A 24,984-nucleotide genomic window follows, 5' to 3' on the forward strand; every position below is an offset into this window, starting at 1 on the left:
AAGGGAAGGGAAAGGGGTTCGCGTGTCAGGCGGCCAGCGCGTCCATCGGCCACTTGGGACGCCGGATCTTCTGGTAGGGCAGGGTGTTGAGGTCGAGCGTCACCGAGCCCGGCGCGGCGACATAGATCACGTGCTTGCCCACCTTGGAGAAGGACGCATAGAAATGCTGCGAAGACTTCACCACGATGAGCCGCTTGGCCGTGAGATCGCAGCCGAGCTGCGTGAAGAGGTCCGTGCCCATGGCCTGGTTGCGCAGCGTGATCAGCACGATCTCGATGCCCGCGACTTCGACGAGCGCGCAATCGCCCATTGCCGTGGGCGTGCCCGCGAGACCCGTCATCACAAGTGCGGGCTTGAGCGCCTTGACGGTGCAGTCCAGGTCCAGCGGCTGACCTGAAAGCGGACTGATCTTGCCGCCGATGCGCATCGGAAGGCGCGCGCCTTCACCGGCATCGAAGGCGATGCGCACGGCGATCGGGTCCCACAGCGGGCCGAGCGCGGCATTCGTAATTCCCCGTTCGAGCATGCGCTGCAGCACGAAGGTCGAATCGCTCGCGGCGCCGCCGCCTGCGTTGTCGGCGCCGTCCGCCATGACCACCGGGCCGCCCTTGAAGGCCATCGCCTCGTCCAGCGCGGCATCGATGGCGGGATAGTTCACGGTCAGCGCATCGCGCATGCCGATCACCTCGTCCGCGAGCTGGCGTGCCAGCGCTTGCGCCTTTGCGGCATCGCCGTCGGTGTAGACCAGCATCTTGGTGCCCATGCCGGGCACGTCGCCCCAGCTGAAGCCGTGCGCCAGAGAGACGGAGAGCACGCCGTCCTTGCCTTCGAGCGATTGCATGCGCTGCACGAAGCCGCGCGCGGGTTCGCGGGACGTGTGGACCGTGAGAATCAAGCCGGTGTCCACCACGGCGGCGACCGGGCTGATCTTCTTCTGCGCGGCAGCCACGCACAGGTCCACCAGTTCCAGGCCGCGTTCGAGCACGTCGGTGTGCGGGTACTCCTTGAAGGCGATGAGCAGGTTGGCGTGCTTCACCATCTCGGGCGTGAGATGGCAGTGCGGGTCGAGTTCGGCGCCGACCACCGTGTCCGGGCCGACCAGCGCGCGCACGCGCTGAAGCAGGTCGCCTTCGCAGTCGTCGTAGCCATCGGCCACCATCGCACCATGCAGGCCGAGCAGCACCACGTCCACCGGCAGGGCGGCCTTCAGGTCGCGCAGCAACTCGTCGCGCAGGGACTCGTAGGCGTGGCGCGTCGTGATGCCGCTGGGCTGGGCTGCGGCGACCATGCCTTCGATGAGCGTCCAGCGGGCTTCCTTGCCGCGCAGGCGCGCAGCCCACAGGGGCCCGGAGAACAGCATCATCGAATCGGGATGCTTGCCGGCCGGGAAGTAGCCGCGATCACGGAACGACGCCAGGCCGGTCGGCATGGGTCCGAAGGTATTGGTTTCGGTGGCGAGGGAAGCGCTGAAGACACGCACGGCGGAGTACTCCTTTGTGAATGACGAATGGAATCAGACAGAGACGACGTCCTGCTTGCGCAGACGTCGCGGGCTCAGCATCTCTTCGGTGAGGCCGAAGGAAGAAGGGTGCGGGGGCACCGGCAGCCCGCGCGCGAGTGCGGCGCAGGTCTCGCCCATTGCGGCGGAAGTCTGGATGCCATAGCCCCCTTGGGCGGCGATCCAGAAGAAGCCCTCCACCTGATCGTCGAAGCCGCCGACAAGGTTGCCGTCGCCCACGAAGGAACGCAGCCCGGCCCAGGTGCGCGTGGGCCGGCGGATCTGCAGCGTGGTCATTTCCTCGATGCGGTGGATGGCCATGGCGATGTCCAGCTCTTCGGGTTGGATGTCCTGCGGATCGACAGGGTCTGCGTTGGCGGGTGAGCCAAGCAACATGCCGGCATCCGGCTTGATGTACCAGTCTTCCGTCGCGCCGTGAACCATCGGCCAATGGCTGGGGTCCTGCCCGGGCGAGGCGGCAAAGATGAATGCCGATCGGCGGCACGGCTGAAGGCCCAGCGGCCGTGCGCCGGCGAGTTGCCCGATCACGTCGCACCACGCACCGGCTGCATTGAGCACGACCGGGGCTTCGTATGTCGCCGCTCCTGCGGTCAATTGCCAGCGGCCGCCCACGCGCCGCATTTGCGAGACATCGGCATCGCACACCAGCGTGCCACCGGCGCGCCGCATGCCGCGCAAATAGCCCTGATGGATTGCGTGCACGTCCATGTCGGCGGCATCCGGTTCGTAGACGGCGCTGTGCAGCAACTCGGCCCGCAGGGCTGGGACGAGCGCGCACGCTTCGGCGGGCGTCAGGCGGCGAGCACGGGGCGACATCGCGCTGAGCACCTCCCAGTGCGCGTCGAGTTCGGCGTGCTGCTCGGGCGTTCCGACCATCATCGCGCCGCGAGGCGTCAGCAGCGGATGCTCGGTGAAACCCGCTGGCGGCGACTCGAAGAATGCGCGGCTGGCCAGCGTGAGCGCGCGCACCTGCTCGGTGCCATAGCTTTCCATGAAGAGGGCCGCCGAACGCCCGGTCGAGTGATAGCCGGGCTGTGATTCGCGCTCGAGCACGATGGTGCGCCCATGCGGTGCAAGCCAGTGCGCGACGGATGCGCCTGCGATGCCCGCACCGATCACGAGGAAGTCGGCTTGAATGGCGGCGGTCTCGGAAGTCATGGTTTGGAAGAGCGATTGGCGTCAGGGGTGCGGGAGACGCGGAGTGTAGGGACAAATTTGCGGATACGCAAAAACAGTCGGGGAGTTTCAGGGTAAACACTCACCGCTCACATTGGTGAATTTGCGCATCCGCAATTTGCGTTGACGCAAAATCCAGGCCAGCAAGCAGCCGTGTCCATGGCGCCGGCTGGCAGAATCCCTGCTGGGCAGGCCCGCCGAGACACACAGGAGATCGAGGATGAATCTATGAAGCCGCGCGAGAGCGAGGACGCGCAGCCCGAGGGTCAGTTGCTGGACCGCGAGACCTTCGGACGCCGTTTGCGAAGCGCCCGCAAGAGTCTCGGCTGGACGTTGCAGCAGTTGTCGGAACTCTCAGGCGTTTCGGTGCCGACCATCTCGCGCGCGGAACGCGGGCAACTGGCGCTGGGCTACGAGAACTTCGCAGCACTTGGCCGCGCACTGAAGATGGACATGAACGCCATGTTCGCGGGCGAAGGCGTGAAGACCACGGCCCTGCAGGCGCCGGTCGTGACGCGATCCGGAAAGGGCGTGGTGTATCGCGGCCTTTCCTTTGCCTACGAATTTCTGGGTACGACCGCCACCGGAAAGCTCATGAGCCCGGTGATCGGCACCGTGCATGCGCGGCGCATCGACGGACCCGAGGACTTCGCGCGCCATGACGGCGAGGAGTTTGCTTACGTGCTCTCGGGCACGATCGAAGTGCATTTCGAAGTCGGCGAGGTCGTGCGTCTGGAGCGCGGCGATTCGCTCTACTTCGACAGCCGCATCGGCCATGCCTACGTCAGCATCAGCCGGCAACTGGCGCGCATCGTCGGCGTGACTTCGACGGAAAGCCTCTTGATGCGCACGGCGCGGGCGGGGGAGCAGCGGGGGCCGGTCCGCGCCGTTGTGAGCAAGCCTGCGGTGCGTTCGCGGGCCAAGGTGGGCAAGAGCTGACGGCTACGACGTGAGTTGCTGCGGTGGTTGCCGCAACGGTCCCAACTGCCGGAAGACATTCGCACCCAATGCAGTGCCATGCACCGCCAGGTGTGATCCCAACTGGATGGCCTGCAGCAGTTCGGCCGGCGGTACGCCCTGCGAAAGCGCGACCGACAGCATCTGCCTCGTCGCTTCGGGATTGAAGGCAGTGAAGCATGCGTGCAATGCCACCTGCACCAGACTGCGCTCCGCCGCGCTGAGGCCGCCTCCAGGCCGGCCTTGTTCGATGAAGTCGAGCAGCACCTCGGCATAGCCCGGGTCCATCCTTGCAATAGCGGCAAGGGACAGCCCATGTGCAGGACCGAGCGAATCGATCCGGCCCCGAAGCGCGTCGCCGATTGACCCGGGTGCATCCGTACCGGCAAGCTCCGCGAGGATGTCGGCGGCCTGCCCCACACTGGCGACCCCTTGCACGGCCAAGAGGTGCAGCACGTCGAAGATGTCGGCCTGCGTCGCGCCGACTTCGAGCGCGCGCTTCATGTGCGTCTGCAGTCCTGATTCGAAGAGGTGAGACGAAGAGCTGTCGAGGGCTACATAGATGAGCTCGACCATGCGCGGCGAGAGCGGCCCGGTGCGCGCGGGATAGCCGGCATAGCGCGCGTACTGCGCCACGAAGCCGGGACACGCCTGCAGCATGGTCTCGGTCCAGGGACGCCAGTAGCCGCGCTCGGCGATGAAGGTCTCCTTGATCCGCGCGAGCTCGGCATCGGTGATGTTTTCCGGCTGCGCGCTCATCGTGCCTCTCCCTGAGCGGCGCCGCCGCATACCAGCGTCTGCCCCGTGAGGTACTGCGCGGCTGGGCCGCAGACGAAACGCAGCAGCGGGTGGAGTGATTTCGGATCGAGGTCTTCCGGCACTTCCAGCGCATTGATGCGCATGGCGCGACCGCCCCATTCGCAGGCGAGGGTCGACACCAGCATGCGTGCCGCTGCAGCGTCGCCCGCCTCCTGCCAGCGGCCCTGCCCGGTGCGTGGCAGCAGCACCGTCAGGCTGGCCTGCTGCTTGTAGCGGGCATGGAAGCGCGTGGCAGCGGCATGCACCGCCTGCAACAGGCCCGGTCCTTCGCAGGACAGCGGCGACAGGTCGAGACACCCGTTGTAGTGCTGCGCCGCGGTGGGCTCTGTCGCCGCGGCTTGCCACGTCGCAGCATCGCCGCCGTGGACTTCGAGGCATAGCGGCAGGTCCAAGGGCAGCGGCTCCAGCGTGGCCGGCTCGAAGCGCTGGCTGCCTCCGAAGATGGAAGAGCCACCGTTGAACGCCAGCACCTGTCCATGCAGAGGCGCCGCGCCTGGACTTGCCAGAAAGAAGAGCGCCTGCGCCATCTCGGCAGGGGCGGCCATGCGCCCGAGCGGAATCTTTCCGACGGCGTTCTCAGGCTTGATCCGGCCGGCCTGAATCAGCCCGTCCACCAACTCGGTCCGCACGAAGCCAGGCGCGAGCACCGTCACGCACCAGTCGGGCCGCGCTGCCGCGAGGGCTCGCGTCTGCGCGATGAGCCCCGCCTTGCTCGGGCTGTAGGCGCCGCGCCATGGGATCGCATGCAGCCCCGCGCCGGATGCGACATTCACGATTCGCGCGGCCGGCTTGATCAGATGCATGCACGCGTCGATCACGGCCGCCGGCGCAGCCAGGTTGAGCGCCAGCAATCGGGCCATCTGTGCCGGCGATTGTTCGGCCAGCGGCGTGTTCGATGCATCGGACATGCCGGCGTTGTTGATGAGCGCGTCCAGTGCCGGCGTGCCGTCCCGAAGCGATGCAATCTGCGCCGGATCGGTGAGGTCGATCGTGCGGAGCACATGCGCCGACGAAGCGGGTAGAGGCAACGTCCGCCCCAGCGCATGCAAGGCCTCTTCGTTGTGATCGACGAGCACGCATTGCCAGCCCGCGGCGGCGAAGCGTCGCGCGGCATCGCGGCCGATACCCGAAGCGGCACCGGTGATGAGGACCGTCTGCATCTGCGGGTGTCCTGCGAATGTCAGATGTTGGTCAGCGTGATGCCGCCGTCCACCGTCAGGCCCTGCGCCGTGATGAATCCCGCCTCGTCGCTCGCCAGGAAACAGATGGCGCGCGCGATGTCTTCGACCGTGCCGAGTCGGCCCAGCGGCGTTCGCGCGATGCGGTTGGCATCGCGCGCGGCGTCGCGGTTGCGCTGCGTGCCTTCTGTGGGAACGGCCGACGGGCACACCGCATTGACACGAATGTTGCGCGCGCCGAGCTCCGCTGCCGCCGCACGCGTGATCCCCATGATCCCGGCCTTGATGCCCGAATAGACCACCGAGTTGGCGGCCGAGCGCAGGGCCGCCACCGATGCCACATTGACGATCGAGCCGCCGCGCTGCGGGTCCATCACTGCGACGGCTTCCTGCAGGCTCCAGACGACCGACTTGAAGCCGACGTCCAGCATGCGGTCCATCGTCTCGGGCATGATTTCGGGGATGGTCTGGTAGCGCACCCAGGCCGCGTTGTTGACCAGGATGTCGAAGCGCCCGCCGTGCTCCAAAGAGCGCCGGATGGCGTCCCGGATGCCTTCGCGCGTGGCGATGTTCATCGGCACGGCGAATGCTTTTCCGCCGCGGTCCTTGATGGTGTCGACGACCGGGGAAACCAGTTCTTCCTTGATGTCGTTGACGCAGACCGTGGCGCCGCGGGCCGCCATCTGCAGTGCGGTCTCGCGGCCGATGCCGGCGCCTGCGCCGGTGATGAGGGCCACGCGGCCGAGCAGATCCTGATTCATTCGAACTCCTTCATTCATGCCGCGGACTGGATGAAGTCCAGTCCGGCCTGGCGCGCCAGCGATCCCGATCCGAACGCCGCATCGAACTTGCGCACTTCGCGCAGGGCGTAGTGCAGAGGCACTTCCCAGGTGAAGCCCATCCCGCCATGCAGGTGGATGGATTTCTCCAGCACGAAGGCCGCATTCGCCAGCGCATTGGCGAGCACCGGTCCGGTCGCGCGCACATGGCCGTATTCGTCTTTGCGCAACAAACGCTGGATTCCAGCGCTGGATGCCTCCTGCACCAGCCGCATCCGCGCCAGCAGGTGGCGCACCGCCTGCTTGGCCGAGAGAGGGCGTCCGAACTGCACGCGGGTCGCCATGTAGGTGGCCGTGGTGGCGAGCGCCCCTTCGGCCGCGCCGTTGACCCAACCGGCGATCAGGATCTCGCCGTCGCGCTGCAGAGTGGCGAAGGTGCCGGCATCGATCTCGGCGAGCACCTTGGCGTTGCTGAGCGTGAGCCACGACTGCGGGTAGTCCGGGTCCAGCGCGGCGTCGTCCTGAATCTCGATCGAATCGAGATCCAGCAGCGCGCCGCCGCCCTGGCCATCGGCGACCAGCACCCAGTCGCAGTGGCGTGCATGGCGCGCGTGGCCTGCAAAGCCGTCCCGCAGGTTGCCTTGCAGCGCCCAGGTGGCGACACGCGTGCCGCCGGCCAGCTCCGCCGCGAGCGGCGAATCGCCGAGCGCCTTGGCGATCAGCAGCGTTTCGAGCAGCGGCCACTGAAGGCGCAGCTTGCCCGCCTCGGCCACGATGGGCAGCGCGAACTCGGTTCCCAGCGCAAGTCCGCCGGCATCTTCGCTTGCGCATACGCCGCACAGCCCCGCATTGGCGAGCACTGCGGCGGCCTCGCGGAAGCCGCGGGCTTGTGCGGCTTGTGCGGCTTGTGCGTCTGCGATCGCATCGGCAGCGGCCTGTGCGAACTCCTCCGGTTTGAGATCGTTGTCCGATGCGCTCATTTCAGCGACTCCTGGAGGTCCGTGGGCAAATCCATGATGCGTTGGGCAATGATGTCCAGCTGCACTTCGGTGGTGCCCGCATAGATAGTTTCGGCGCGGGCATAGAGATAGGCGCCGGTGAAGTGCTTGCGCGCGCGTTGCGCCAGCGGGCTCGACCGCGGATTGATTTGGGACACGATCGACAGCGCGAAGCCCATGAAGGCCTGGTGGCATTCGGACCAGTACAGCTTGGTCAGGGAGCCGCGCGCGCCGATCCTGTCGCCGGCCGCGAGCTGGTCCACCGTGCGTTCGACCAGTCCCTTGAGCGCCGCGATTTCGCCGACCACATCGCCGATGCGGCGCTGGTAATAGCCGTCATCGAGCAACTTCGACAACTGCGGATCGGACTTGCAGGCGTTGACGAGCTGGCGCAGTTCGCATTCGAAGCGCCACGCGCGGTAGATGCGGTTGGTCGCGCGTTCGATCGACAGCACGCGGATCGCCGCGTTCCAGCCTTCGTCGGGCGCGCCGAGCCTTGCGCTGTCAGGCACCACCACGTTGTCGAAGAACACTTCGGCGAACGAGTCCTTGCCGTCGATCGACTTGATCGGCACCACGCGGATGCCGGGCGTGTCCATCGGCACCGCGAACATCAGCAGGCCGCGGTGCTTGTCGGCGACGGTGCCGGTGCGCGTCAGCAGCAGGCAGTAGTGCGCCTTGGCCGCGCCGCTGGTCCAGATCTTCTGGCCGTTGATGCGCCAGGTGTCGCCTTCCTGCACCGCCTTGGTCCGCAATCGCGCGAGATCGGAGCCCGCGTCGGGCTCGGAGAAGCCCTGGCACCAGTAGTTGCGCATCGAGAGGATGCGCGGCAGGAAGAACTGCTTCTGCTCTTCCGTTCCCACAGTCTGGATGATGGGGCCGGCCAATTCCTTGCCGATCGAGCTCACGCTCTCGGGCATGGCGAGCGCGCCCACTTCCTTGTTGACGGCGAGATGTTCGCGCAGCGTGAGCCCGAGGCCGCCATAGGCCTTGGGCCATGTCATGCCGGCCAGGCCCGCGTCGTACATGGAGGCTTCCCAGTCGCGGCACTCGTCCAGCGTGGGTGTGCGGTAGTCGAGGCTGTCGGCACGCATGTGCCCGGGCAGATGGGTGCGGAGCCACTCGCGCGCATATTGGCGGTAGACGGCCGGACCCGCCGAGGCGGCCGGGATGGCCGGGTTTTTTTCCGTGTGCATGAGAGCCTTCAAGAGGTGGGAACCATCAGCGCATCGAGCACGAGCACACCCTCGCCTTCGGGCCTGACAAGGATCGGATTCATGTCGATCTCGGCCACGTCGCCCGCATGGCGGCATGCGAATTCGGACAGCCTTGCCACGGTGCGCGCGGCGGCGCCGACATCGGACTTGGCCTGGCCCCGGGCGCCGTCGAGCAGCGGATACATGCGAAGGCTGCGGATCATCCGCGCGGCCTCTTCCTCGGAAACGGGCGCGACCTGCACGGCGACGTCCTTCAGGATTTCCGCATGGATGCCGCCCATCCCCACCATGACGACCGGACCGAATACGGGGTCGCGCGAAACGCCGGCGATCAGTTCCACGCCGCCGCGCGCCATCGGTGCCACGAGCACCCCGTCGAGACGCGCCTCCGGCGCATGCTGGCGTGCGTTGGCAATCAGGCGGTCATAAGCCTGGCGCACCGCGTCGTCGTCCTTCAGGTTGAGCGCCACGCCGCCGATTTCGGTCTTGTGGGCGATGTCCTCCGATGCGATCTTGAGGACCACCGGATAGCCTGTCGCCCGTGCGCTGCGAACGGCCTCTTCAGCGGAAGAAACCACCTCTTCGCGCGGCACGCTGATGCCGGCGGCTGCCAGCGCCTTCTTGGCGTGGAACTCGTTGCGGAACACAGCCGGATCGACTTTGTCGACAGGGCCGCTGTACGCCGCTGCCGGAGAGAGACTGGCGAGTTGCCCGAGGCGAACCAGCCCGGCCATCCCGCTGGCCGCCGCAGGGATGCTCGGGAACACGGGGATGCCCAGCGCATTGATCTCGGCCACCGCATCGGCCGGGCCCTTGCTGATGAGGACCATCAGGCGATCGGGGTGGCTCTGGCGAATCTTCGACAGCGCTTCCATGTACACGCCGCGCAGCCGCGGGTTGTACAGCGAGAGGGCGAGCAGCAGCACCAGTGTGCTGCCGCCCGCATCGCCTTGCAGTGCGGTCAGCATCTTCAAGAGGATGTCCGGCCGGGCGGACATCTGTGCCGATGCGTCCACCGGGTTGTTCGTGCCGGCGGTCGGAACGGCTTCGCGGATCAGGGCCCGGGTCGTGTCCGCCAGTTGCGGAAGCGTCATGCCGGCTTCGACCATCGCGTCGGCCATCATGATGCCGAAGCCGCCGGATGCAGCCACCAGCGTCACTGCATCGGTGGTGGGCAGGCGGTCCGCACCCAGCAGGGCCGCTGCGTGGCCGACGTCGAGCAGTTCTTCGAACGAGCGCACGCGCAGCACGCCGTAGCGCCGGAAGACCGCATCGAACACCGCGTCCGAGCCCATCAGCGCGCCCGTGTGCGAGGCGGCTGCGGCCTGGCCTTGCGCGGTGGCGCCGATCTTGAGCGCGATCACCGGCTTGCGATGGCGACGTGCCATGTCGAGCGCTGCGATCAGCCTTCCTGCATCGCGGCAGGTCTCCATGCAACACAGAATGATGCGCGTGGCGGAATCGTTCGCCAGTGCGGCGATGCCATCGGCGACATCCACGTCGGCTTCGTTGCCGGTGGCGATGAAGCGGCTCACGCCGAGGCCGCGATCGGCCATGCAGCGCATCGTGAAGCTGCCGATGTTTCCCGACTGCGAGACGATCCCCACCTGCCCGGCAGGCGGCATGCTTTGTTCGAGCGCGATGGAGAACGAGGCCACGAGCCGGTCCACCACGTTCACCGCGCCGAGGCAGTTCGGCCCGAGCAGACGCATGCCGTGGTTGCGCGCCACGTGGACCAGTTCGGCCTGCAGCGCCGCGCCCTCGGCGCCCGCCTCCGCGAAGCCGGTGGAGAGAACCACCACGCCGCGCACACCGCGGTTGCCGCAGTCGCGTAGGGCCTGCAGAGTGGCGTTCGCGGGCACCGCCACGATGGCGAGTTCGGGCGCCGTGGGCGTGTCCAGCACCGAAGCGTAGGCCTGCAGACCCTGGATGGTTCCGCCCTTCGGGTTGATGGGATAGATCGCGCCCGCATACCCGTACTTGCGCAGCAACTGGACCGGGCGGCCCCCGATCTTGGTGACGTCGTCGGACGCGCCGATCACCGCAACGCTGCGTGCGCTGAAGAATGCGTCGAGCCCCGCGCCCGGCGTGGCCTGAACCTGGGTCAGCATCTTCACCGTCCCTTGAAGACCGGCGTGCGCTTCTCGAGGAAGGCCATGCGCGCTTCACGCGCGTCTTCGGTCTTTGACAGCGCAACGGTGAATTCCTGCTCGAAGCGGTAGGCGTCGCGCTGGGGCATCAGGTCGACCATGTTGGCCGCGCGCTTGGCGTAGATGATGGCCAGCGGTGCCTTCGACGCGATCTCGCGTGCGAGCGCCATCGTCACCGGGAGCAGGTCTTTCTCGGAAACCACTTCCTCGATCACGTTGCGCCGGAAGAGCTCTTCCGCGGTCAGTCGCTGCCCCGTGAAGAACATGCGGCGCAAGGTCGAGCGGCCGAACAGCGTCTTGAGCATCGAGGCGCCGCCGGCCAGTCCGACATTGATCTCGGGCATGCCCACGGTGGTGTTCTCGGAGGCGTAGAGGATGTCGCAGGCGGCAGCGAGGCCGAGCCCCGCGCCCAGGGCGGTGCCGTTGATTGCGGCGATCACCGGCTTGGCGCATTCGCGAATCGCATTGCCGGTCTCGCGGGTGATGCGGTTGTGATCGAGGAAGTCGCCGGCGATCGTGTGATCGGGGCGGTCCTTCAGGTCGGCGCCCGCGCAGAAGACGCTGCCGGTGCCGGTCAGCACGGCGCAGCGGATGTCCTCACGCTCGGAGATGGCGTCGAACGTCGCCACCAGTTGGCGGCGCATTTCGCGGTTCAGGGCATTGACGGGCTTGCGGTCCATCGTGACCAGGCCGACGCCCTCGGAGACTTCCAAACGAACCCATTCATCACTCATACATCACCTCGGTAATCGGCACCGCGCGCTGCGGCATCCATCTGAATAAAGGACGATTCCGACAAACAGGCTTTTCGCTGCGGCAAATTCTTTTCCTGGCTTCGGCGACGGCATGAAACGCCCGTTCCGCCTGTTTGTCTCTTGCGGAAAATTATAGAAATGGCACTCCGAATCGTTCTCCATTCATTCTGAAGGAGTGTTCTGCAAAAAATGAAGGAGTCCGTTGGGGCATGGCTGCTAGGATGCGCCAGCGCGGATTCGTCAACCCGGGTCTACTTGAACAATTCAGTTTGAATTCGTCGCATTAATTAATGCAGTTAATTGGCTGATTAATTGGCGAGCTAATTAGCGAGTCAGAAAATCAATGAAAATTCAGCGCCTCGGCAACTTGAAACTGGCATTGGGCGAATGCCCGCTTTGGCATGGCGGCCGGCTGTGGCTGCTGGATTGCCGGCAGGGGCTGATCCTGACCATGGATCCGGACACCGGCGAAGTGACTGCGCGCCACGAAGCCCCCGCGCCCCTCGGTTCCTTCGCATTCAATGGCGATGGCAGCGACTGCATCGTGCTGTCCCTGAAGGAAGAAATCGCCGCCTTGGACCTGCGCACCGGCAAGCTGCGATCGCTGGCGCGTATTGATGCGAGCCATCCTGATCTGCGACTGAACGACGGCGTTGCGCTTGCCGACGGCAGCTTCGTGACCGGCACGATGCATGTGTTTCGGGCAGCCGGCGAGCCGCCGCTGGGTGGCCTGTATCGCCTCGACACAGCCTTGCGCCTGCACAAGCTCGATGGCGGAATCGGCATCGCGAACGGGCCGTGCGTGAATCCCGTCAACGGCCGCCTGCACGTCGCGGACAGTGCCGAGCGGGTGATCTATTCCTATGCGATCACGCCCGACGGCACGCTGGCCGACAAGCAGGTGTTCGTGCGGACCGATGCCTGCGACTCCGGGCCTGACGGTTGCACCTTCGACAGCGAAGGCGGGCTCTGGACCGCGCTGGTGCGCGCAGGCGCGCTGGGGCGCTTCGACATGCAGGGCCAGTTGACGCATCGCATCGATCTGCCGGTGGCGTACCCCAGCGCGCTGTGTTTCGGTGGCCCCGACATGGCGGACCTGTTCGTCACCAGCATCAGCGACAGTGGACGGCTCAGCGCATCCGGGCCCATGGACGGCGCCGTGCTCAAGCTCACGGGCGTGGGCTTCCGGGGCCTGGCGCGGCCGGTGTGTCGCCTGCCGCTCTAGGGCGAGCCCGGCGACGGGTCCAGTCCCGCGGCCTTGCCGTGCGCAAGGAATCGAAGCTCGGGTCCGGCCACGCGCTCGGCCACGAAGTCGAGGAAGAGACGGATCTTGGCCGGAATGATCGGCGTGTCGAGGATGGTGGCGTACATGCCCTCGTCGAAGCCTTTGTTGCTGATGCGGTAGTTGCTCAGCAGGCGCACGAGGCGACCCTGGCGAATGTCGTTGTGCACCGTGTAGTCGTCCAGCAGCGCCATGCCTTCGCCGAGCCGCGCAAGCTCCAGCAGGGCAATGCCGCTGTTGGTGATGTGGCGGGGCTTGAATGCGATCTGGTCGAGTTGCCCCTCCTGCTTGAAGGTCCAGGTGTATTCATCGCCGGGCAGCTGATAGGCGAGGCACTCGTGGGCCAGGATGCTTGCGGGTTCCGTCAGTTCCGGCCTGCCGGCGAGGTAGGCGGGCGATGCGACAAGGTAGCGGTCGCTCTGGAACAGCATGCGGCGCTTGACGCCGGCCTCCACCGGCGGCGAGATGCGGAAGTCCACGTCGAACTGGTTGCGTCGCAGGTCCACCGCAGCCTCGCCCAGAGTGAGTTCGATGTGGATCTCGGGATAGAGCTTGCGAAAGCCGGCAATGAGGTTGGGCAATACGCCCAGGCCGAACATCATTCGCGAATGCACCCGCAGCAAGCCCTGCGGCGCCGAGCTGATCGCCGTGATGTTGCTCTGCAGTTCGTTGATGCGCCAGAGGATGCTTTCGAGCTGGCGCGCATATTCCTGCCCGGATTCGGTCAGCGCGATCTGGCGCGTGGAGCGCAGCAGCAGCTTGACCTTCAGCTCTTCCTCGATGTCCGTGATCATCCGCGACACGCCTGTCGCCGAGATGCCGAAGCGACGTGCGGTCTCGGAAAAGTTCTTGGTCTGGGAAATCGACAGGAACAGTTCCATTGCGCGCAACCTGTCCATGAATCCTCCAGTTGGTGCAGTTCTGATCTGCAGTTTCAGCCATAGCCGATGCGGCTCGTCTCTCTAGAATTTATCGATCCTTGCGGGCGGTATTTTCCCGGAGAAAAGAATGGAATTCGGCGTATTTATTCTCGCCCAGCAGCGCGGCTATCACCAGACTTCGCAGCAGGTCATCAATAACTCGATCCAGCAGACCGTCATGGCGGAACAGGCTGGATTTGATGCCGCCTGGTATGCGGAGCACCATTTCAACAACTATTCGCTTTCGCCGTCACCGCTGATGATGGTGGCCCACATGGCGGCAAAGACGCAGCGCATTCGCCTGGGCACCGCCGTATGCATCCTGCCACTCTATCAGCCGGCCCGCTTTCTGGCGGAGGTCGGTTTTGCCGACACGGTCTCCAATGGCCGGCTGGACCTGGGCGTGGGCTCGGGCTACCAGGAATTCGAATTCGAGCGCTTCGGCGTCGACATTGCCGATTCGGGCGCGATCTACAACGAATTCCTCGACATCCTCCCGAAGGGGCTGACGCAGAAGATCTTTTCGCATGACGGCCGCTTTCTGAAGATGCCGCCGAGCTCGATCGCCGTGCGCTGCGTGCAAGAGCCGATGCCGCCGATCTGGATCACGTCGGGCAATCCGGTCACGCTGGGCCGCGGCGTTCGCGAGAACCACAACCTGTTCGTGACCGCGTTGCTCAATGGCACGGAGGGCATTCGCACGCTGCGCGCGAAGCTGGAGAACGTGGCCGGCGTCAACGGCAGGAATCTCGATGGCGATGTGAAGTTCGGCTTCCTGCGCTGCGCCTACGCGTCCGACAACAGGGCCGAGATCGACGCGTACCTGGAATGCGCGCTCTTCCAGCGCCGCATCTCCGAGAGCCTGAAGTACCGCCGCTCACAGTCCGACGACGGCTACATGATCAAGGAAGTGCCGTACGAGACGGACCCCACCATCGAGCAGATGCGCAGGAACCTGCCCGTGGGCTCGGTGAACCAGGTCATCGACCGGATGCTCGAAGAGATCAGCATCCTCAAGCCCAAGCACATCGCGATCCAGACGCAGTTGGGCGATTTCGACCAGAAGACGATGCTCAGGCAGATCGAGCTGTGGGGCGAAAAGATCATTCCCGCCATCCAGAAGGAACTGGGCACCCATCAAAACAGGAGACTTGCATGACCACCCCAACCCCAACCCCGATCCCGACCTCAACCCAGATACCCATCAAACGTCGTACCGTCCTCCTCGGCAGCATGCTGCTGGGTGCCGGCTTCAGTGCCTTCGCGAACACGGGCAACTGGCCCAATCGACCCATCCGCATCGTGGTCGCCGGTTCGCCCGGTGCCGGCGGCGACATTTTTGCGCGCCTCATCGCAGCGCCCCTGGCCGAAGTGCTCAAGCAGCCGGTGGTGGTGGACTCCAAGCCGGGCGCCAACGGTTTGATCGCCTGCGACACGGTCGCCAAGTCTCCCGGCGACGGCTACACCCTGTTGTTCGCGCCGTCGTCCGCGATCCTCATCAACCCGGTCATCCATTCGAAGCTGCCCTATGACACGGAGAAGGACCTGCTGCCGATCGCGCAGGTGGGAGCGGCCGGCATCCTGCTGGTGGCCAATCCCGGCACCGGCTTCAAGAACCTCGCTGACATGGTGGCCTATGCCAAGGCGCACCCGGGCAAGCTCGCCTATGGCTCTTGGGGCACCGGCTCGTCGGGCCATCTCGCCATGGAGGGCATCAAGGAGCGCTACGGCCTCGACATGCCGCATGTGCCCTACAAGAACTTGACTTCGGAAGTGACCGATCTCATCGGCAACAACATCAGCGTTGGCTTCACCGACATCGCGTCGCCCGTTCCGCACATCCGCGCGGGCCGACTCGTCGGGCTGGGCCAGACCGGCTCGCAACGCTGGCCGGCGACCAAGGACCTGCCTACGCTTTCGGAGCAGGGATACAAGTTCGAGGCCGATGGCTGGTATGGCGTGTTCGCGCCGGCAGGAACGCCGCCGGAAATCATCGACAGGCTCAACGCGGAAATCAACCGCCTGCAACAGACGCCCGCAGTGCGAGAGAAGATCGAAGTGCAGAACATGATCGTGCCCGCGAGCGCCACGGCGAAGCAGTTCACCGCTTCCATCAAGCGCGATGCCGCCATCTGGCAGGGACTCGCGCGAACGACGGATCTCAAGGAAAAGTAAGCGCCACCGCGCATCCCGGGAACAGGACCGGAGCCACGCGCTCCGGTCCTTTTTTTTGCGCGTCCGCAACGCGCATCCCACCTTTTTTTGCAGGACTGAATCACGTTCCTTCGGTATTCACGAGCGAGGGATCGAACAAGAGAATTTCCGTCATTGCACATCACCCCTTCGGAAGGCGGAACCCATGGAATTCGGCGTATTCATCCTGGCCCAGCAGCGCGGCTATCACCAGACTTCGCAGCAGGTCATCAACAACTCGATTGAGCAGACCGTGGTGGCCGAACAGGCCGGCTTCAACACCGCCTGGTATGCGGAGCACCACTTCAACAACTATTCGCTTTCGCCGTCGCCGCTGATGATGATCGCGCACATGGCCGCCAAGACCCAGCGCATTCGCCTGGGTTCCGCGGTGTGCATCCTGCCGCTGTATCACCCCGCGCGCTTCCTGGCGGAAGTGGGCTTTGCGGACACGGTGTCCAACGGCCGGCTGGAGCTTGGCATCGGCTCCGGCTACCAGGAGTTCGAGTTCGAGCGCTTCGGCGTGAAGATCGAGGACTCGGGCGCGATCTACAACGAATTCCTCGACATCATCCCGAAGGGCCTGACGCAGAAGATCGTCTCGTACGACGGCAAATTCCTCAAGCTGCCGCCGAGTTCGATCGCGGTGCGTCCCGTGCAGTCGCCGATGCCGCCCCTGTGGATCACCTCGGGCAATCCGGTCACGCTCGGCCGCGGCGTGCGCGAAGGTCATAACCTCTTCGTCACCGCACTGCTCAATGGCACCGAAGCGATCGTCTCGCTGCGCGAGCGTCTCGACAAGGTCGCAGAGGACAACGGCGCGGATCTCGATGAGGACGTGAAGTTCGGCTTCCTGCGCTGCGCGTTCGCGTCTGACAAGCAGGCCGAGATCGACAACTACCTCGACAACGCGCGCTTCCAGCGCCGCATCTCCGAAAGCCTCAAGTTCCGTCGCGCGCAGTCCGACGATGGCTACATGGTCAAGGAAGTGCCGTCGGCCACCGACCCGACTTTCGAGCAACTGCGCAAGAACCTGCCGGTGGGTTCGGTCAACCAGGTGATCGACAAGATGCTGGAGGAAATCAGCATCCTGCGGCCCAAGCACATTGCGCTGCAGACGCAGTTGGGCGATTGCGATCAGAAGACGATGCTCCGCCAGATCGAACTGTGGGGCGAAAAGATCATCCCGGCGATCCGCAAGGAAGTCGATTCGATGAATTCGGTCTCCGCCTGAGGCGCATATGTCCTCGATGCCTTCTCCCACGGCTCCCACTGCCTTCGACACCAAGGCCTTGCAGGGCAGGGTGGCCGTGGTCACCGGCGCTTCCGGCGGCCTCGGCCTTGCGATCTGCGAACACCTGCGGCTGGCGGGCGCCTCCGTGGTGCAGGTCGACATCAGCTATCCGGCCGAGATCACCGAATCTGCCGGAATCACAGAAAGCAATGGCGCGCTGACCATGCACTGCGACATCGGCGAGCCCGCGTCCATCGCCGCGATGGCGCGGCAGGTGCAATCCCGCTTCGGTCGCTGCGACGTGCTGGTGAACAACGCCGGCATCACCGCACCGCCGGTGGCCTTGCACGATCTTCCGATCGACGTGTGGGACCGAATCTTCCGCGTCAACCTGCGTGGCGCCTTGCTGTGCGCGCAGGCACTGGTGCCGATGATGTTCGACCAGCAGGCGGGCAGCATCGTCAACGTGGCTTCGATTGCCGCCCAGGTGCCCACCCGCGTTGGCGCCTATGGCCCGACCAAGGCCGCGCTCAGGGCGCTGACGCACCAGATGGCCGTTGAATGGGGACCGCGCGGCATCCGTGCGAACTCGGTCAGCCCGGGGATGATCCGCACACCGCTGTCGGAGCCGCATTACCGCAACGAGGCCACGCTGAAGAGCCGCACTGCCGCCATCCCCGCACGCCGCATCGGCCGTCCGGAGGACATCGGCTCGGTGGTGGCCTTCCTGGCAAGCGATGCGTCGGCGTACGTCAACGGGCAGGACATCGTGGTCGATGGCGGCTTCCTCAAGGCATCGCTGACCAATATCTACAACAACAACGCAACGTGAGCGACAACACCATGGACTCCCCAAAGCGCCTGCAGAACGTGTTCATCGTGGCCCAGCGGCCGGCGGAACTCCACGGCTTCTATGAGTCGGCACTGGGACTGCAGCTCAAGTTCCGCGACAAGGACCGCTGGATCCAGTACGGCGTGGGCAACGGCAACGTCGCGCTGGCTTGCCGCGAGGAAGCGGTTCCCGCGACTTCGGGGGTCGTGATGGTGTTCGAAGTGGAAGACTTCGCGGCCGTCGCGGAGCGCGTCGCGGCGTCGGGCGGCGAGGTGCTCGGCGTGCGCGACATGGGCTCGCATGGCGCCGTGTTGTCGCTGCGAGACCCGGAGGGCAACGTCGTTCAACTCTTCAAGCGTCAGCCGACGCCGGCATCATGAGCTATGAGACGCCGCGGATCGACGCGATCGAGCCGCAACTTTTCCGCCAGTTGCTGGGGTGCTTCCCCACGGGCGTTGCGGTCGTCACCACGACCACCGGCGACGGGCGCCCCGCGGGCCTGACTTGCAACTCCTTCAGCTCGGTGTCACTCGAGCCGCCGCTGGTGCTCTTCAGCCTGCGCAAGGCGAGCAGCCTGTTGCCGGCCTTCGTGGAGGCAGGTACCTTCGCGATCAACATCCTGTCGCAGAGCCAGGACGCGCTCTCCGGGCGCTTTGCTTCGAGCAAGATCTCCGACAAGTTCGAAGGCGTCGCATGGCGCGCCGGGCCGCTCGGGACTCCGCTCATCGACGACTGCCTTGCCAGCTTCGAGTGCTCCGTCTATGCGCGCCATGAGGCCGGCGACCACGAGATCTTCATCGGCGAAGTCAAGCACATGGCGCCCGGCTCGCCGGACCATGCGCTGGTGTTCTACAAGGGCGCCTACATGATGCTGGCCGAGTCGCTGCGCAAGCTGGTGCTCGAAGGCCAGCTCGGCACGAACGACATGGACGAGGCCTATCGCGCGCTGTACGGAACGCTGCTTCGCCTGGCCTGCGCGCGCGCCTCCGAAGCGGAAGTCGATGCGATCGAGCAGGCGGTTGACCGGATCGAGCAGCACCAGGGCGAGAAGGCGCTCCCGCAGCGCATCGAAGCGATGACGAGCTTCTTCTCGTCGATCGCTCTGGCGGGCCACAACGAAGTGCTCCAGCTCATGGCGCGGACGATGACGGCGGTGCTGCGCGAACGGATGGCTCTTGTCATTCCGGCGCACCCCCGACCTGATGTGTTCCCGCTTCGGCGCAAGGTCGTCGAGCGCCTGAGGGCGCGCGATGCCGATGGCGCCGCTGCAGCGTTGGACGAGTTCATCACGGTGCTCCGTGCCAATGAGGCAGGGTCATGAGCTCAATCAGCTAGCGTCAACGCGTTTTTCAGCAATGATGTTGACGAGCCAAGGCCCGGGCGCGATGCTCGGCTGGTGGGGCTTTGCCTTGGTCATCGCGGGCATAGGCACGGATCTCGCTGGCCTGCAGCACGAAGGTCCCCCTCCGCCTAACTTTTCGAGATCCGCAAAATGTCCCAGCAAAAGCGCATCGGCGTATTGACGCCTTCCTCCAACACGGCGCTCGAGCCCCTGACCAGCGCGATGGTCGCCGGCGTGCCGGGCGTCACGGCGCACTTTTCGCGGTTCCGCGTGACCGAGATCTCGATGGGCGATACCTCGCAGAACCAGTTCGACGAACGCCTCATTCTCGATGCGGCCAGGCTGTTGGCCGATGCGAACGTCGACGTCATCTGCTGGAGCGGCACCTCCGCCAGCTGGCTGGGCTTCGAACGCGACCGTGCGCTGTGCGCGCGCATCACCGAAGTGACCGGCATCCCGGCGACCACGTCGGTGTTGGCGCTCAACGACCTGCTGGCCGCGCAGGGCGCACGCACGCTGGGGCTGGTGTCGCCCTATGTGGAGGACGTGCAGCGCCGCATCGTGGCCAACTACGCTGCGCTCGACATCCAGTGCGTCGCGGAACGCCACCTCGACCTGACGGTGAACTTCTCGTTCGCCGAAGTCGATGCTGACACCCTGCGCAAGATGATCCGCGAGGTCGCGCAGCAAAAGCCCGACGCCATCACCGTGATGTGCACCAACCTGCACGGCGCTCCGCTGGCCGACGACCTGGAGCGCGAACTCGGCATTCCCATCTACGACTCGGTTGCCACCGTCGTGTGGAAGGCGCTCAAGATCACCGGCATCGACACTCGCGCGGTCAAAGGCTGGGGAGGGCTCTTCGCATGAGCACCATGGTGGCCCGGCCGGCCATGAAGATCCCGCTCTAGGATCCGCCGCTTTCCATTGCTACCCCGGCAAGGTCGCAGAGCCCGCGGCGGGCCCAGCCGATGGCGTGTGCTGCGCCATACTCCAGCCACAATGATGCTTGATCATCGCGTGGAGTTTTCATGAGCTGGGTCACGGTTGTGTGGGCCATGGTCGGTTCCGCTTGCCTCATGCTGGCTGCAGTGCATTTGCCGGTTTGGGTGAAGGATCGGGCGGCATGGCCAAGTCTGTTCCTGTCGATGCTGGCCATGGCGACGGCTGCGCTTGCCTTCTGCGAACTCTTCATCATGAAGTCGCAGACGCCGGAAGAATTTGCGTTCGGGAACCGCGTCGGGCAAGTGGCTGTCTGGGTTGCCACCTTTTCACTGGTCGGGTTCGTGCGCAGCTATCTCGGAGCCGGCCGACCGTGGCTGGGGTGGACAGTCATCGCGCTGAGGACCTTCACGCTGGTGCCCAACTTCCTGAGCGGCCAGTCACTGAACTTCAACGAGATCTCGGCACTGCGCGCCATTCCCTTCCTGGGCGAGAAGGTCTCGGTCGCTGTCGCGACGCCCAATCCCTGGATGCTGGTCGGACAACTGACAATGGGCCTGCTCGCCATCTTTGTGCTGGATGCCGGGCGATCGGCCTGGCGCCGCGGCGACAGGTCCGCCGCGCTCACCATCGGCGGGACAGCCTGCCTGTTCGCCCTGGGCGGTGTCGCTCAGGCGATCCTCGTCTTCTGGGGCTTCATCGAGATGCCCATCACGGTGAGCTTGTTTTCCCTGGGCATCGTGTTTGCAATGGCCTACGAACTGAGCCGCAACGTGCGTTCTGCAGCAAGACTGGTCAACGCCTTGCGCGAGAGCGAAGAGCGCGTGACGTTCGCCACGCAGGCTGCAAAACTCGGCCTGTGGATGCACGATATGGCGAGCGATGCCGTTTGGGCGAGCCCGAGAACCCGCCAGCTGTTCGGCTTCTCGCCGGGCGAGGAGATCAGCTTCGAATCATTGCTGCTGAAGGTGCATGCGGACGACCGCGACGCAGTTCGGTCGGCGTTCGCGCAAGCGGCCGCCGGGGTCGGGGATGGCCGCTACCAGATGCAGTTTCGCGTCGGCGGCGCCGAGGGCAATTCGCGGTGGATCTCGGCACAGGGCCAGTTCGAATTCGACCGCGATCGCGCGGTCCGCAGCCGGGGCGTATGCAGCGACATCACCACGAGCAAGGAAGCCGAGCAAGAGAACTTGCGCCTGCGCGACGAGATCGCTCATGCGGGCCGCCTGTCGGTCATGGGTCAATTGGCAGCGGCTCTGGCCCACGAAATCAACCAGCCGCTCGGCGCGATCCTTCGCAATGCCGAAGCCGCTGAACTGATGTTGCGCTCCGGTCATGCGGACCTCGACGAGATCCGCGAGATCGTCGATGACATCCGCGCCGACGACCAGCGCGCCGGTGCCGTGATCGACCGCATGCGCGCGATGCTGCGGCGCCACGAAATCGAAGTCGTGCCCCTGAAGGTCGATGAGCTGCTGGAAGATGCCACCGCGCTGGTGCGTCCCGATGCGGCGGCACGGCATATTCGGGTGGTCTTGCAAGTGCCTCACGGTCTGCCCGCGGTGCTTGGGGACCGAATCCATCTGCAGCAGGTGCTGCTCAACCTCATCTCCAACGGCATGGACGCCATCGATGAAGCCGCAGGCAAGGGCCGGCGCATTGTGGTCAGCGCAATGCGCCGTGCCGCCGGCACGGTCGAGATCGCCGTCAACGACACGGGTGCGGGCATTGCCAAGGAGCGAACGGAGCAAATCTTCGAGTCGTTCTTCACGACCAAATCCACGGGGATGGGCATGGGCCTGTCGATCTCGCGCTCGTTGATCGAGGCGCATGGAGGGCGCTTGTGGGCCGAGAACAGCGAAGGTGGCGGCGCAAGCCTGCGCTTTACGCTGCCGGTCGCGCAGACCCCCGCACGCAATGTAGCGACGCCGTCGGGCGAAGTGGAAATGACTGCAACATGATCACGATCGAGCCTATCGTCTATGTCGTCGATGACGACGAATCGTTTCTCACCGCGACCACCCGAATGCTGCGCGTCAGCGGGTTTGCCGTGAAAAGCTTTCTGTCCGCGAATGAGTTTCTGGCGCAGTGCGACAGCGACGCGCAGGGTTGTGTGGTGGCGGACCTGCGGATGCCTGGCCTCAATGGGCTCGACCTGCAATCGGCAATCGCTGCGACGCGCAATCCGCTGCCGCTGGTCTTTCTGACCGGCGACGGCGATATCGCGTCGACCGTGCGCGCGATGCGCGGCGGCGCGGAAGACTTTCTGGAGAAGCGGGCTTCCAGGGACGAACTGATCGACGCCATCCGCCGCGCCCTGGCGCGCAACGGGCTTGAACGGGAGGCGAGGTCTCGCCAACGCGAGATGGAGCAGCGCTTCGGCGCCTTGTCGTCGCGAGAGCTCGAGGTTCTCCGGCATGTCCTGCGGGGCCGGCTCAACAAGCAAATAGCCGGCGACCTGGGAATCAACGAGCGCACCGTGAAACTGCACCGGGCCGCAATGATGGCGAAACTCGGCGTGGCGTCCGTCGCGGCGCTCACGCAGTTGTCACAGGAAGCGGGTGTCATGACCGCGGGTTTGCCCACCTTCCCTAAGGGGCAGTAGACAGCGGCCTGGGTGACGCCCAAAGTCGGCGTCGACTCCGATGAGCACCATCACCCCCTTCTACGTTGCCGTCGTCGATGACGACGAGAGCCATTGCCGATCCCTCGGCAGGCTGCTGCGCGCGGCTGGCATGCAGCCGATCACCTATGGATCGGCAGAAGCGTTTCTTGCGGATGCGAAGCGGCCCCGCTTCGACTGCCTGGTGTTCGACGTCCAGCTCGGCGGAATGTCCGGCATCGAATTGGCGCAGCGGCTGGTGAGTGAAAGCGTCGAAGGCGCACATCCGCCCTTCATTTTCATCACTGCGCACGATGACCCGGAAACGCGTGCCGCGGCGCAGGCCATCGGCTGCGCGGCCTACTTTCGCAAGAACGACCTTGGGGCCGATGTGCTGGCTGCCATCCGCCGAGCGGCTGCCTGAGCCGCCCGCCTTCCATTGCCAGGGTGTCTACTTCCCTTTAGGGAAGGTGCGTGCGGCGGCGTTTGTCGGTACTCTGCGCAGCACAAACTGCAGGTAGCGCTACTTGCAGGCTGCGAGATCTACAAGAGAAGAAGAGGAATCCAAGCAATGAAACAGCTACTGCTCGGCCTGGCGATCGCCGCCGCCTTCGCAACGACGGCTTCCGCACAGCCCTTCAAGATGACGACACCCATCGCACCGGGCGTCGCTGTGCCGGACAAGATCGAGTCGTCGATCGGGACCCTGAACCTCGACTACGGCTACCCGTCGGCCGACACGGTCGAGAAGATCTACGACAACCTGGACCGTTCGAGGGCGCTGCAGGCTTATCTGCTGGCCATTCCTATCGTCAACCAGGCAGGCATGCGAGAGTCGCTGCGCAAGTTCGGACCGGACAACCAGACCAACGTGATCTGGGAGAGTCTGATGGATTCGAAGACCGTCGCGCTGACGGGCAACGACAACACGATCTACAACTTCATGTGGGTGGACACGAGCAAAGGTCCGGTCGTGGCCGAGATTCCGCCCAAGGTCCTCGGGACGGTCGACGACTTTTGGTACAAGTGGGTGGGCGACATCGGCATCACCGGGGCCGATAAAGGCGAGGGTGGCAAGTACCTCCTGTTGCCGCCCGGGTTCCAGGGCAGCATTCCAGTCGGCTACCACGTATTGCGGCCGAACACATTTGGCAGCTATCTTGTCTTTCGCTCATTCCTGGTAGAGGGTTCCACGCAACCTGCGATCGACTCCGCCAAGAAGAACCTGCGCATCTATCCGCTGGCCGAGGCCGCCAATCCGCCGCGAATGAATTTTGTCAACGCTTCCGGCGTTCCCGCGAACTTCGTTTCACCGGGTGACTACTCGTTCTGGACCTTGTTGAACCAGGTCATCCAGGAAGAGCCGGCCAATGGCTCCGATCCAACCACCTTGGGCTTGTTCGCCTCGATCGGCATCGTCAAGGGCCAGCCATTCAATCCTGACGAGCGAATGAAGAAAATCCTGACGGATGCGGCCAACATCGGCGCTGTGACGGCTCGATCAATCGCCTTCAAGATTCGATCCAAGGACGCCTATTTCTTCCCCAACAGCGCTTGGCGCTTGCCGTTCCTCGGCGGCTACAAGTTCGAATCCGCGCCGGGTGTCAGCAACCTGGACGGCGCGGTCTTCTTCTATTACTTCGCCATTGCCGTGACGCCGGCGATGGAGGAGAAGATGGTGGGCCGTGGCTCGCAATATCCGTGGTCGGTGCAGGATGCGAAGGGCAATCCGTTGGATGGCGGCAAGAACTACAAGCTGCGCCTTCCGCCCAACGTTCCGGTCAAGGATTTCTGGTCAGTCATCGTCTATGACAACCAGACCCGCTCCATGGTGCAAACCGACCAAAAGGCCCCGAGCGTCAGCAGCCAGGACAAGGGCGTCAAGACCAATGCGGACGGCTCGGTGGATGTCTACTTCGGGCCGAAGGCCCCGGCCGGCATGGAGAACAACTGGGTGCAGACGATTCCAGGCAAGGGCTGGTTCATGCTCCTGCGCCTGTACGGCCCATTGGAACCATGGTTCAACAAGACCTGGCGCCCCGGAGAGATCGAACTGCAGCCCTGATGGCTTCGGAAGAAAGCGCGCGGA

General features: G+C 65.0%; 23 protein-coding genes. 13 read left to right on the forward strand and 10 right to left on the reverse strand.

The window, feature by feature from the left end; translation table 11 throughout:
• Nucleotides 1-25 precede the first annotated feature (25 nt).
• Both AC1DEK_RS16135 and AC1DEK_RS16140 read right to left on the reverse strand, forming a co-directional pair.
• Nucleotides 26-1,480, reverse strand: coding sequence for a M81 family metallopeptidase (locus tag AC1DEK_RS16135; RefSeq protein ID WP_478126255.1), 1,455 nt, complete (start codon nucleotides 1,478-1,480; stop codon nucleotides 26-28).
• A 33-nt stretch (nucleotides 1,481-1,513) separates the two neighbouring features.
• Complete coding sequence (locus AC1DEK_RS16140; RefSeq protein WP_478126256.1) at nucleotides 1,514-2,677, reverse strand: NAD(P)/FAD-dependent oxidoreductase; 1,164 nt, start codon at nucleotides 2,675-2,677, stop codon at nucleotides 1,514-1,516.
• 246 nt (nucleotides 2,678-2,923) lie between these two features.
• On the opposite strand from AC1DEK_RS16140, the gene AC1DEK_RS16145 reads away from it, so the two are divergent.
• The gene (locus tag AC1DEK_RS16145; protein ID WP_478126257.1) at nucleotides 2,924-3,634 is read left to right on the forward strand and encodes a helix-turn-helix domain-containing protein; all 711 of its coding nucleotides are present in this window, start codon (nucleotides 2,924-2,926) and stop codon (nucleotides 3,632-3,634) included.
• A gap of 3 nt (nucleotides 3,635-3,637) precedes the next feature.
• Here AC1DEK_RS16145 and AC1DEK_RS16150 read toward each other — a convergent pair whose 3' ends face one another.
• The 7 genes from AC1DEK_RS16150 to AC1DEK_RS16180 are packed head-to-tail and all read right to left on the reverse strand — an operon-like array spanning nucleotide 3,638 to nucleotide 11,527.
• The gene (locus tag AC1DEK_RS16150; RefSeq protein WP_478126258.1) at nucleotides 3,638-4,411 is read right to left on the reverse strand and encodes a carboxymuconolactone decarboxylase family protein; all 774 of its coding nucleotides are present in this window, start codon (nucleotides 4,409-4,411) and stop codon (nucleotides 3,638-3,640) included.
• On the reverse strand, nucleotides 4,408-5,631 hold the full coding sequence (locus AC1DEK_RS16155; protein ID WP_478126259.1) for an SDR family NAD(P)-dependent oxidoreductase: 1,224 nt from the start codon (nucleotides 5,629-5,631) through the stop codon (nucleotides 4,408-4,410). The genes AC1DEK_RS16150 and AC1DEK_RS16155 overlap by 4 nt, the downstream gene beginning before the upstream one ends.
• 20 nt (nucleotides 5,632-5,651) lie before the next feature.
• Nucleotides 5,652-6,410 (reverse strand): SDR family NAD(P)-dependent oxidoreductase, encoded by a 759-nt coding sequence (locus tag AC1DEK_RS16160; RefSeq protein ID WP_478126260.1) that lies wholly within the window; start codon nucleotides 6,408-6,410, stop codon nucleotides 5,652-5,654.
• Between the two features lie 14 nt (nucleotides 6,411-6,424).
• Nucleotides 6,425-7,408 carry an acyl-CoA dehydrogenase family protein gene (locus tag AC1DEK_RS16165; protein WP_478126261.1) on the reverse strand — a complete coding sequence of 328 codons (984 nt, stop codon included), beginning with the start codon at nucleotides 7,406-7,408 and terminating at the stop codon, nucleotides 6,425-6,427.
• The gene (locus AC1DEK_RS16170; RefSeq protein ID WP_478126262.1) at nucleotides 7,405-8,622 is read right to left on the reverse strand and encodes an acyl-CoA dehydrogenase family protein; all 1,218 of its coding nucleotides are present in this window, start codon (nucleotides 8,620-8,622) and stop codon (nucleotides 7,405-7,407) included. The genes AC1DEK_RS16165 and AC1DEK_RS16170 overlap by 4 nt, the downstream gene beginning before the upstream one ends.
• Nucleotides 8,623-8,630: 8 nt before the next feature.
• On the reverse strand, nucleotides 8,631-10,754 hold the full coding sequence (locus AC1DEK_RS16175; RefSeq protein ID WP_478126263.1) for an acetate--CoA ligase family protein: 2,124 nt from the start codon (nucleotides 10,752-10,754) through the stop codon (nucleotides 8,631-8,633).
• Between the two features lie 2 nt (nucleotides 10,755-10,756).
• The gene (locus AC1DEK_RS16180; protein WP_478126264.1) at nucleotides 10,757-11,527 is read right to left on the reverse strand and encodes an enoyl-CoA hydratase/isomerase family protein; all 771 of its coding nucleotides are present in this window, start codon (nucleotides 11,525-11,527) and stop codon (nucleotides 10,757-10,759) included.
• 364 nt (nucleotides 11,528-11,891) lie between these two features.
• Here AC1DEK_RS16180 and AC1DEK_RS16185 point away from each other — a divergent pair, with 364 nt between their 5' ends.
• Nucleotides 11,892-12,773 carry an SMP-30/gluconolactonase/LRE family protein gene (locus AC1DEK_RS16185; protein WP_478126265.1) on the forward strand — a complete coding sequence of 294 codons (882 nt, stop codon included), beginning with the start codon at nucleotides 11,892-11,894 and terminating at the stop codon, nucleotides 12,771-12,773.
• Here the strand turns inward: AC1DEK_RS16185 and AC1DEK_RS16190 are convergent.
• The gene (locus AC1DEK_RS16190; RefSeq protein ID WP_478126266.1) at nucleotides 12,770-13,729 is read right to left on the reverse strand and encodes a LysR family transcriptional regulator; all 960 of its coding nucleotides are present in this window, start codon (nucleotides 13,727-13,729) and stop codon (nucleotides 12,770-12,772) included. The genes AC1DEK_RS16185 and AC1DEK_RS16190 overlap by 4 nt on opposite strands.
• Nucleotides 13,730-13,838: 109 nt before the next feature.
• Between AC1DEK_RS16190 and AC1DEK_RS16195 the strand changes: the two genes are divergently transcribed.
• The 11 genes from AC1DEK_RS16195 (at nucleotide 13,839) to AC1DEK_RS16245 (ending at nucleotide 24,960) form a co-directional block, all read left to right on the forward strand.
• Nucleotides 13,839-14,909, forward strand: coding sequence for an LLM class flavin-dependent oxidoreductase (locus AC1DEK_RS16195; RefSeq protein ID WP_478126267.1), 1,071 nt, complete (start codon nucleotides 13,839-13,841; stop codon nucleotides 14,907-14,909).
• The gene (locus AC1DEK_RS16200; protein ID WP_478126268.1) at nucleotides 14,906-15,925 is read left to right on the forward strand and encodes a Bug family tripartite tricarboxylate transporter substrate binding protein; all 1,020 of its coding nucleotides are present in this window, start codon (nucleotides 14,906-14,908) and stop codon (nucleotides 15,923-15,925) included. Before AC1DEK_RS16195 ends, AC1DEK_RS16200 begins: the two co-directional genes overlap by 4 nt.
• A gap of 184 nt (nucleotides 15,926-16,109) precedes the next feature.
• Nucleotides 16,110-17,177: an LLM class flavin-dependent oxidoreductase gene (locus AC1DEK_RS16205; protein ID WP_478126269.1), complete on the forward strand. Its 1,068-nt coding sequence runs from the start codon at nucleotides 16,110-16,112 to the stop codon at nucleotides 17,175-17,177.
• A 16-nt stretch (nucleotides 17,178-17,193) separates the two neighbouring features.
• The gene (locus AC1DEK_RS16210) at nucleotides 17,194-18,009 is read left to right on the forward strand and encodes an SDR family NAD(P)-dependent oxidoreductase (RefSeq protein WP_478126270.1); all 816 of its coding nucleotides are present in this window, start codon (nucleotides 17,194-17,196) and stop codon (nucleotides 18,007-18,009) included.
• Nucleotides 18,006-18,389, forward strand: coding sequence for a VOC family protein (locus AC1DEK_RS16215; RefSeq protein WP_478126271.1), 384 nt, complete (start codon nucleotides 18,006-18,008; stop codon nucleotides 18,387-18,389). The genes AC1DEK_RS16210 and AC1DEK_RS16215 overlap by 4 nt, the downstream gene beginning before the upstream one ends.
• Nucleotides 18,386-19,330, forward strand: a complete 945-nt coding sequence (locus AC1DEK_RS16220; RefSeq protein ID WP_478126272.1) for a flavin reductase — start codon at nucleotides 18,386-18,388, stop codon at nucleotides 19,328-19,330. The genes AC1DEK_RS16215 and AC1DEK_RS16220 overlap by 4 nt, the downstream gene beginning before the upstream one ends.
• A 171-nt stretch (nucleotides 19,331-19,501) precedes the next feature.
• Nucleotides 19,502-20,221, forward strand: coding sequence for a maleate cis-trans isomerase family protein (locus AC1DEK_RS16225; protein ID WP_478126273.1), 720 nt, complete (start codon nucleotides 19,502-19,504; stop codon nucleotides 20,219-20,221).
• A 161-nt stretch (nucleotides 20,222-20,382) separates the two neighbouring features.
• On the forward strand, nucleotides 20,383-22,254 hold the full coding sequence (locus AC1DEK_RS16230) for a sensor histidine kinase (RefSeq protein ID WP_478126274.1): 1,872 nt from the start codon (nucleotides 20,383-20,385) through the stop codon (nucleotides 22,252-22,254).
• Nucleotides 22,251-22,898, forward strand: coding sequence for a response regulator transcription factor (locus tag AC1DEK_RS16235; protein WP_478126275.1), 648 nt, complete (start codon nucleotides 22,251-22,253; stop codon nucleotides 22,896-22,898). Before AC1DEK_RS16230 ends, AC1DEK_RS16235 begins: the two co-directional genes overlap by 4 nt.
• A gap of 40 nt (nucleotides 22,899-22,938) precedes the next feature.
• Nucleotides 22,939-23,319: a response regulator transcription factor gene (locus tag AC1DEK_RS16240; protein WP_478126276.1), complete on the forward strand. Its 381-nt coding sequence runs from the start codon at nucleotides 22,939-22,941 to the stop codon at nucleotides 23,317-23,319.
• A gap of 147 nt (nucleotides 23,320-23,466) precedes the next feature.
• Complete coding sequence (locus tag AC1DEK_RS16245; RefSeq protein ID WP_478126277.1) at nucleotides 23,467-24,960, forward strand: DUF1254 domain-containing protein; 1,494 nt, start codon at nucleotides 23,467-23,469, stop codon at nucleotides 24,958-24,960.
• Nucleotides 24,961-24,984: the final 24 nt, after the last annotated feature.

The sequence above is a fragment of the Variovorax sp. 10N420 genome (assembly GCF_056394705.1).